The 9,280-nt window shown below is 67.8% G+C and carries 6 protein-coding genes; 2 read left to right on the top strand and 4 right to left on the bottom strand.

Going from position 1 to position 9,280, the window contains the following annotated elements; all coding sequences use genetic code 11:
- Positions 1-99: 99 nt before the first annotated feature.
- Positions 100-2,655 (bottom strand): ATP-dependent chaperone ClpB, encoded by a 2,556-nt coding sequence (clpB, locus tag ACLQ3J_RS05705; RefSeq protein ID WP_425902463.1) that lies wholly within the window; start codon positions 2,653-2,655, stop codon positions 100-102.
- Positions 2,656-2,879: 224 nt separating this feature from the next.
- On the opposite strand from clpB, the gene ACLQ3J_RS05700 reads away from it, so the two are divergent.
- The gene (locus ACLQ3J_RS05700; RefSeq protein ID WP_169651588.1) at positions 2,880-4,040 is read left to right on the top strand and encodes an FAD-binding oxidoreductase; all 1,161 of its coding nucleotides are present in this window, start codon (positions 2,880-2,882) and stop codon (positions 4,038-4,040) included.
- A 41-nt stretch (positions 4,041-4,081) separates the two neighbouring features.
- Here ACLQ3J_RS05700 and ACLQ3J_RS05695 read toward each other — a convergent pair whose 3' ends face one another.
- Positions 4,082-4,648 (bottom strand): hypothetical protein, encoded by a 567-nt coding sequence (locus ACLQ3J_RS05695; RefSeq protein ID WP_425902461.1) that lies wholly within the window; start codon positions 4,646-4,648, stop codon positions 4,082-4,084.
- A 61-nt stretch (positions 4,649-4,709) separates the two neighbouring features.
- Positions 4,710-6,263 (bottom strand): AMP-binding protein, encoded by a 1,554-nt coding sequence (locus ACLQ3J_RS05690; protein ID WP_296549376.1) that lies wholly within the window; start codon positions 6,261-6,263, stop codon positions 4,710-4,712.
- A gap of 196 nt (positions 6,264-6,459) precedes the next feature.
- On the opposite strand from ACLQ3J_RS05690, the gene ACLQ3J_RS05685 reads away from it, so the two are divergent.
- Complete coding sequence (locus ACLQ3J_RS05685) at positions 6,460-7,251, top strand: FAD-binding oxidoreductase (protein WP_169619014.1); 792 nt, start codon at positions 6,460-6,462, stop codon at positions 7,249-7,251.
- 45 nt (positions 7,252-7,296) lie between these two features.
- On the opposite strand, the gene ACLQ3J_RS05680 is transcribed toward ACLQ3J_RS05685, so the two are convergent.
- On the bottom strand, positions 7,297-9,006 hold the full coding sequence (locus ACLQ3J_RS05680) for a 3-ketosteroid-delta-1-dehydrogenase (RefSeq protein WP_169619013.1): 1,710 nt from the start codon (positions 9,004-9,006) through the stop codon (positions 7,297-7,299).
- Between the last annotated feature and the right edge of the window lie 274 nt (positions 9,007-9,280).

Raw genomic sequence — 9,280 nt, 5'->3', positions numbered from 1 at the left:
GGCGGGGGCGTGCCGGCGGTCTCTCCCCCCCCCCCCCCGCGGTGGGGGGCGTGGGCTGGCGTGGCCCCCCCCCCCCCCCCCCCCCCCCACGCGGGTGGGTCAGCTACCGATCACGAGGTGGTCGCCGTCCTCGCTGACGCCCACCGGGACCGTGTCGCCGTCCCGGATCTCTCCGGCCAGCAGTTTCTTGGCGAGCTGGTCGCCGATCGCCTGCTGGATGAGCCGGCGCAGCGGACGGGCACCGTACTGCGGGTCGTATCCGCGCACCGCCAGCCACAGCCGCGCGCTGGAGTTGACGTCGAGCGTGAGCCGCCGTGCCTGCAGCCGGTCGGCCAGCTGTGCGAGCTGGATGTCGACGATCTGCGCGAGCTGCTCCTCCGAGAGCGGATCGAACACGACCACGTCGTCGAGCCGGTTGATGAATTCGGGCTTGAACGCCGACCGCACCGCCGCCATCACGTGTTCCTTGTCGCCCCCGGCGCCCAGGTTGGACGTGAGGATCAGGATCGTGTTGCGGAAGTCGACGGTGCGTCCCTGCCCGTCGGTGAGCCGGCCGTCGTCGAGCACCTGGAGCAGCGTGTCGAACACGTCCGGGTGAGCCTTCTCGACCTCGTCGAACAGCACCACCGAGTAGGGGCGACGGCGCACGGCTTCGGTGAGCTGGCCGCCCGACTCGTAGCCGACGTACCCCGGAGGCGCACCGACCAGACGCGCGACCGAGTGCTTCTCGCTGTACTCCGACATGTCGATGCGCACCATGGCGCGCTCGTCGTCGAACAGGAAATCGGCGAGTGCCTTGGCCAGCTCGGTCTTACCGACGCCGGTCGGGCCGAGGAACAGGAACGATCCGGTCGGACGGTTCGGGTCGGAGACACCGGCGCGTGCACGACGCACCGCGTCGGATACCGACTGCACCGCCCGGTCCTGTCCCACGACACGCTTGCCGAGTTCGTCCTCCATCCGGAGGAGCTTCGCGGTCTCGCCCTCGAGCATGCGTCCGGCGGGGATACCGGTCCATGCGGCGACGACATCGGCGACGTCGTCGGGCCCGACTTCCTCCTTGAGCATCACGTCGTCACCGGCTGCGGTCCCCGACGCGGCAGCGGCTGCCTCGAGCTGCTTCTCCAGTTCGGGAATGCGGCCGTACCGCAGTTCGGCAACCTTGCCCAGGTCGCCGTCGCGCTCTGCCCGTTCCTCCTCGCCGCGCAGCGCTTCGAGCTGCTCCTTGACCTGGCGTACGGAGTCGATCGCGGTCTTCTCGTTCTGCCAGCGCGTCGTGAGCTGGTTCAGCCGTTCCCGCTCGTCCGCGAGTTCGGCGCGCAGCTTTTCGAGGCGGTCCTTGGAGGCGGCGTCGGTTTCCTTCTCCAGCGCCATCTCCTCGATCTCGAGGCGACGGACGATGCGTTCGACCGTGTCGATCTCCTCGGGACGCGAGTCGATCTCCATGCGCAGGCGCGACGCTGCCTCGTCGACGAGGTCGATGGCCTTGTCGGGAAGGAACCGCGAGGTGATGTACCGGTCCGAGAGCGTCGCCGCGGCAACGAGAGCAGAGTCGGTGATGCGCACACCGTGGTGCACTTCGTACCGCTCCTTGAGGCCACGCAGGATGCCGACGGTGTCTTCGACGCTCGGCTCCCCCACGAAGACCTGCTGGAAGCGCCGCTCGAGGGCGGCGTCCTTCTCGATGTACTTGCGGTACTCCTCGAGGGTGGTCGCACCGACGAGGCGGAGTTCACCACGCGCGAGCATCGGCTTGATCATGTTGCCCGCGTCCATCGCGGACTCACCGGTCGCACCGGCACCGACGATGGTGTGCAGTTCGTCGATGAAGGTGATGATCTCACCGGCGGAGTCCTTGATCTCGTCGAGAACGGCCTTGAGACGCTCTTCGAACTCGCCGCGGTACTTCGCGCCGGCCACCATCGCGCCGAGGTCCAGGGCGACGACGGTCTTGCCGCGCAGCGATTCGGGCACGTCGCCCGCGACGACGCGCTGGGCGAGCCCTTCGACGATCGCGGTCTTGCCGACGCCGGGTTCACCGATGAGCACCGGGTTGTTCTTGGTGCGGCGCGAGAGCACCTGCACCACGCGGCGAATCTCGTTGTCGCGGCCGATGACCGGGTCGAGCTTTCCCTCGCGAGCACGTGCCGTGAGGTCGGTCGAGTACTTCTCGAGTGCCTGGTAGGTGGCTTCCGGGTCCGCGTTGGTCACCCGGCGGTTTCCGCGCACGGCTGTGAAGGCATCCCGCAGGGCCGTGGGCGTCGCGCCCTGACCAACGAGAAGCTTGGCGACGTCGGAGTCACCACTGGCGAGACCGACGAGAACGTGCTCCGTGGAGACGAATTCGTCGGTGAGCTCGGTCGCGAGCTTCTGCGCCGCGGAGAGCGCTGCGATCGCTTCGCGACCGAGCTGGGGTGTGGTGGTCGCCCCGGTGGTCTGCGGTAGTGCACCGACGAGCCGTTCGGCTTCGCTCCGCACTGCGGCGGGGTTCACGCCCACCGCTTCGAGGAGCGGAGCGGCGATGCCGTCGGGCTGGTCGAGCAGGGCCACCAGAAGGTGTGCCGGCCGGATGTCCGGGTTGCCCGCGGTGGACGCCGCCTGGAGAGCGGCCGTCAATGCGGCCTGAGTCTTGGTCGTCGGGTTGAACGAATCCACCGCACGCCCCTTTCACTTCGAAAACTGCTGATTCCTATACCTGCGGACCGGTGTCCACGAGGTTCGCTATGCACAACGGATACAAGATTGAGTTTGTTCCGCTCAAGTTTCTTGCGGCTGTGATTCACACCATAGCCACAGATCGGGGCGCACGGTGTAGCCGACCGCTCCGTGACCGACTACAGTGACGGCGTCCAGCAGGCGCAGTACGTGGGAGGATGGCGTTGGAGACTTTCGCCATCGCGCGAGTGCAATTGAGCTTCGCGTCGATCGCGGCCACCCCCACCGGCCCTGAACGGTTCGCGTCGGCGTTCTACACCACCCTCTGGTCCGAGTCGACCGGCATTCGCGAACTGTTCCCGGCGGGCATGGAGAGCATGCGGCATCGGTTCACGACCGCGATCGGATGGGTCGTCAACCGGCTGACCGACTTCGGTGCCGTCGAAGCCTTCCTCGGACAGCTCGCACGCGACCACCGAAAGTACGGCGTCAAGCCGGAACACTTCCGCTCGGCGGGCTACGCGCTGCTCTTCGCGATCCGTGAATGCACCCCGATCATCCTGTGGACCGCCACTCTGGAACGGACCTGGGCCGAGGTGATCGGCCGGCTCGTGGAAACGATGGCCGTCGCTGCGGCCACCGACGATCTGCCCGCGGTCTGGGGCGCGACGGTCGTCGGCCACGAGCGAGTCCTTCCCGACGTGGCGATCATCCGCCTCGAGACCGACACACCGATCCCGCACTACGCCGGGCAGTACATGAGCGTGCAGATCCCCCAGCGACCCCACATGTGGCGCTACCTGTCGGCCGCCATTCCGCCGAACCCGCACGGGCAGGTCGAATTCCACGTGCGGCGCGTCTCCTCCGGCTGGGTCAGTCCCGCGCTCGTCAACGAGGTGCGCGTCGGTGACCGCTGGCTGATCGGACCGCCGCTCGGTGGCCTGCGCGTCGATCGCGACAGCGGCCAGGACGTGCTCATGATCGCGTCGGGCACCGGCCTGGCACCGCTCCGCGCGCAGATCATGGAGATGGCGATGCGCGGCACCAATCCGCGAGTGCACCTGTTCTACGGCGGCAAGTACCCGTGCGACCTCTACGACCTCGAGACGCTGTGGCAGATCGCGATGACCAACCCGTGGCTCACGGTGGTTCCCGTCGTGGAGGAGAGGGAGAACCCTTGGTGGCACCCGGTTCCCGTACGGGAAACGCCCAAGGGCCTCCACCGCACGATGTACGGCAAGCTCGGGAAGGTCGTCGGGCAGTTCGGATCGTGGGCCGACCGCCAGATTCAGATCTCCGGCTCACCGTCGATGATCCGGACCACCATCTACGCGCTCTCCGCGGCGGGCACGCCGCGCCAGAACATCAGCTTCGATCCGCTGTAAACCCGCCGCGTCTGTCACCACCGCGCCTGCAAGCACTGCGGTCAGGCGCGTTGCGCGGCAACCGCACGGGCGAACTCCGGATGCGCCTGCGACACCACGAGTTCCGAACCGCAGTCCGCGAGAGTCACACCGAGCGCCGCCCGGCGCGGTTCGATGACGCGCAGTGCAACATAGATGGGCAGGAACGACAGCCCGAAGACGCTGAGCAACACGAACCCGTACACCTTCGGCGCGCCCTGCACGAGCGCGAACACCAACGCCAGGAAGACGATCCCGAGGACCGTACAGGTTGCGGCGGCGGCAATCTGCCAGCGCACGCGGACGGCGACGCACTGCGCGCACGTCGGCCACTCCACGGCAGCGACCTGCACGGTGTACGCGGCTTCGAGGGCCGAGCCGATACGACCGGACTTCCCCCGGGGGCGCACCGCATCCGACGAGACGGTGACACGCACGCGGTCGACCTCGGGTTCGCCGTGGCGGGCACAGATCGGCGGCACCGGCTCGACCGGCCTCATCGCCCCGCTACCCCGCGTATTCACCGTCCCTGTCCCCGGATACTCGACGGCCAATCGCACCTCGACCCGCTGGGGTCCCCCGTTTGCCATGCGACGGAGTATGTCAGGCAGCGATCGAGCAGGGAAGCCGGCCGTTCCGGCGCCGGCAGATCTAGCGGTACGACGCGCGGAGCGTCTTCTTGTCGAGCTTGCCGAGGGGCGTGAGCGGCAGCGAATCGAGAAAGTCCACGGACTTGGGAGCGTGCACGGATCCCTTGGCCGCACGGACCTTCTCGATCAGTTCTTCCGCGGTCACGGTCTGGCCGTCACGCAGCACGACGCATGCCTTGACCGCCTCACCCCACTTCTGGTCGGGCACACCGACGACCGCCACCGAGGCGACGGCGGGGTGGGACGAGATCGCGTCCTCGATCTCCCGGGGGAACACGTTGAAGCCGCCGGTGACGATCATGTCCTTCTTGCGGTCGACGATGGTGAGGAAGCCGTGCTTGTCGGCACGCGCGACATCGCCCGTGTGCAGCCACCCACCGCGCAGCGCTTCTGCCGTCTCGTCGGGCTTCTTCCAGTACCCCTTCATGACGAGCGGGCCGCGCACGCAGATCTCGCCGAGTTCCCCTTGTGGCACTTCGCGCAGGTCGTCGTCGAGCAGGCGTACGTCGAGCCATGGCACCGGACGTCCGCACGAGGCGAGTCGTTCCGGATCGTCGGCGAGGTGTTCCTCTTTGCGCAGCACCGAGATCGTCATGCCGCACTCGGACTGCCCGTAGAACTGGAAGAACACCTGCCCGAGGCGCTCGATCCCTTCCTGGAGCCGGGCGGGTGACATCGCCGACGCGCCGTAGAAGAGCGTGTCGAGGCTCGACAGGTCGCGCGCGTCGAAGTCGGGGTGGTCGAGCAGCAGATAGATCATCGTGGGTACGAGCATCGTGGCGTTGATGCGGTGCTTCTCGATGGTCTCGAGGACGAGGCCGGGTTCGAAGTACGGCAGCACGTAGAGGCAGCCGCCGCGCAGCAGCGTCGGCACGAAGAACGCGGCGCCGGCGTGGGACAGCGGGGTGCAGATCAGAAAGCGCGGCTGGTCGGGCCACTGCCACTCCGCCATCTGGATCTGGTTGAGCGCCGCGCCGGACCGGAACGACCCCATCACGCCCTTCGGCTTTCCGGTGGTTCCCCCGGTGTAGACCATCGACGACGTGTCCTCGGCCGACACCGGAGCAGCCACGAGGCGTTGCTCGGTGAACTGATCGGCGAGCGCGAGGATGTCCGTGCCCACAGCCGACGGACCGAGGGAGAACAGATTCTTCAAGGTCGGGATCTGGGCTTGCAGCTCGGCGGCCCGCTCCTCGAAGTGATCCGGATCGAAGATGAGGGTCTCGATCTCGGCATCGGAGGTGATGTACAGGTGATCGGCGAGCGAACCCATCGGATTGAGCGCACTGTTGCGGCATCCGGCGACCATCGTCGCACCCATCGAGATGAGGACTTCCGGCCGGTTCTTCGACAGCATCGCGACAGATGACCCCTGGCCGATTCCCACGGACCCGAGGGCCTGCTGGAACCTGCTGATGGCACCGCGCATCTCGGCGCCGGTGAGGACGACGTCGCCGAGGTACAGCGCCGGACGGTCCGCGCTGCGGTCGAGCGCCGTGATGAGCAGGTCCGGGGTGAAGACGGGCCGGTGCAGGTCCGCGTACTCCTCGATCATGTCGTCCTTCCGGTCGGTGTCGTGGTCCGGGGGTGTGACGGCCCGGGTTACGGGCTTCCGATGTGGTCGGCGTCACCCGGTTCCCGCCACGATAACCGCTGCACCGGCAAAACTGAAACACGTTCCACTCTGTCGGGGTGCGTGTTCCTCGCCTAGAGTCTGTGCAACACCGCGCCACACCACCCGGGGGTCACGTATGCAGTCGGCTACGCCGTCATCGACCGACACCGACATCGCGGTCTCCGCGACCGTGGTCGAGCACCACCGCCTGCGAACCGATCTGGCCGTCGTGCGGCTCGAATGCAACAGCGACATCGTTCCGTTCCGCGCCGGCCAGTACGTCGACGTGACCGTGCCGCAGCGTCCGAACCTGCCGCGCCGCCTGTCGCCCGCACTCCCCCCGTCGATGGACGGCAAGCTCGAATTCCACGTCCGCACCGTGCCGGGCGGATGGGTCAGCAAAACGATCGTCGAGTCCACCAGTCCCGGAGACGTGTGGACCGTCGGCAATCCTCGCGGAGGTGACCTCCACGTCGACGACACCGGACGCATTGTGGTGATGATCGCCGGCGGTACCGGCCTGGCCCCGCTGCGCGCATTGCTCCTCGACGTCGCGCGCCGTCCACAGCCGCCCCGCACCTTCCTCTTCGTCGGCGCCCGCACGCCCCGGGACCTCTACGCGGCGGACATGCTGGCCCTGCTCGGGGAAGCACTGCCCTGGCTGACGATCGTGCCGGTGACCGAGTCGCTGTACGACCCCGCGATCCAGGATCCGTTCTACGACCGGATCGTCTCGCACGTCGGCGATTTCGGCATCGACCCCGACGAGTTCCTCGAAGGCACGCTCGGCGATATCGTCACGTCGTACGGGGCGTTCGGCGATCACCAGGTGCTGGTCTGTGGCTCCGCAGCGATGGTGCGCTCCACCGTGCAGCGACTGCTCGAGACGGGTACTCCGCTCGAGAACATCCGCTACGACTCGTACTGAGTCCCCGGCGGCCGCGCCGCCGGGGACTCAGGGCTCGACCGCGCTCTACTTCGCGGCGGCTGTTCCCGCTGCGTCGCGAGCAGCGATGTATCCGAACACCAGTCCCTGGCCGATGGTCGCGCCGGCGCCGGGGTAGCGGTGCCCGAACGCGTTGGCCGCGGTGTTGCCGACCGCGTAGAGCCCGCCGATGACGCTGCCGTCCTCGCGCAGCACCCGCGCCCGCTCGTCGGCCCGCACGCCACCGCACGTGCCGAGATCGCTCAGGGTCATCTTCACGGCGTAGAACGGACCGTGCGTCAGCGGCCGCATGTTCGGGTTGGGCCGGACCGTGGGATCACCGTAATACCGGTCGTAGGCGCTGCCGCCACGGCCGAACTCGGAATCCGTTCCGGCTGCGGCATCCTCGTTGAACGCACCGAAGGTCTCGGAGAAGGTGTCCACGGGCACTCCCATCGACGCCGCGAGTTCTTCGGCGGTCGAGGCACGGTGGGCGATGCCCGCCTCGTACCAGGACTCCGGGAGCGGCTGGCGCGGGAAGACGCCGGCTGCGAACACGTAGCTGTTGCGGTACTTCTGGTCGAAGACGATCCACATCGACTCGACCGGGTCGCCGGCGTGTTCGCGCGCCAGCACCAGTTGCCCGAACGACATGTAGTCCGACGACTCGTTGGTGAAGCGGCGTCCGGTCTGATCGACGATGAACGAACCCGGCAGCGACCGCTCGGCGAGCATGACCATCGGCGGCTTGCCCGGACGGGTCGGTGCGACAGCGGGGAACCACCAGGCCTGATCCATCAGATCGAGACCGGCACCGACCTCCTGGGCCGCCTTGATCGCGTCGCCCGTGTTGCTCTCCGCGCCGAGGCTCTCGTGGTCGAGCAGACGCTCGGACTGGAACTTGCGGCGCATCGCCATGTCGTGGTCGAAGCCGCCCGCGGCGAGCACGACTCCGCGGCGCGCGGTCACCGTCACCTCCCGGCCGTTCTGCTCGAGAACGGCACCGGTGACCCGGTCGCCGTCGGTGACCAGACGCACGAGCGAGGTGTCGGTCCAGACCGGCACACCGGCTTTCAGCACACCCGCGAACAGTCCCGCAGCGATCGCCTGACCACCGGCGACGTATTCCCGCTTGACGGCGAGCCCGGCGACGCCCTGCGCCAGTCGCTTGAAGATGCGCGGGAAGCCCTTGTGCGGCACGCGCAGCATGAGGTTCATCCACTTGTAGTCGGCGCCCGTCGTGGGCATGGGCAGTCCGGCCTCCATCAGGCCCGGGCGCAGCCGTCCACGTTCCTCACCGAGCACCGACAGGTCGAGCGGCTTGCATTCACAACTGCGTCCCACTGCGGAGCCACCGGGCAACTCGGGGTGGTAATCGGAATAGCCCTCCGCCCAGAACAGCTTCATCGGCGTCGTGCGCCGGAGCATGTCGACCGTCGCCACACCGTTGTCGACGAAGGCCTCGCCGCGCTCGGCCGGTGCCGTGCCGTCCACCACGGACCGGACGTAGGTGTGACCGCGTTCGACGGTGTCACCCGACCCCGCCTCGGTCAGAATCGGATTGGCCGGAACCCAGAACGCGCCGCCGGAGCGGGCGGTCGATCCACCGACATGAGGAGATTTCTCCACGATCAACGCCGACAAGCCGAGTTCGTGCGCGGCGAGTGCAGCCGCCATGCCCGTACCCGACCCGATCACGAGCAGGTCGACCTCGGTGTCATGGGCAGGGGTCACAGGCGGAACGGGAGTCGACGCCATGGAAATGCTCCTTCATTCGGGGACGAGACGATAGTGATCGGCAGCACACGGTAGGCCCCCGCCGACGCTAGGGCACGTACCCGGAGGGCATCGGCGGCGTCCCGTACAGCGGGAAGACCGTTGAACTGTGTGGATCTCCCGTTGGATGGGAAGCCGTCGCCCTATGGACGAGGACCCCGCTAGCGTCCCCGGGGGCATACCACCGCACTCCCCCGGAGACCCGCCGTCCCCGCATGACGGACACTGGAGAGCAACAGGACGGAAAGGAACATCG

Source organism: Rhodococcus sp. DT1 (assembly GCF_049844875.1).
Taxonomy (GTDB): Bacteria; Actinomycetota; Actinomycetes; order Mycobacteriales; family Mycobacteriaceae; genus Rhodococcus.
The sequence above is the reverse complement of the archived record's forward strand: the minus strand, read 5'-3'. Positions and strand labels throughout refer to the sequence as shown.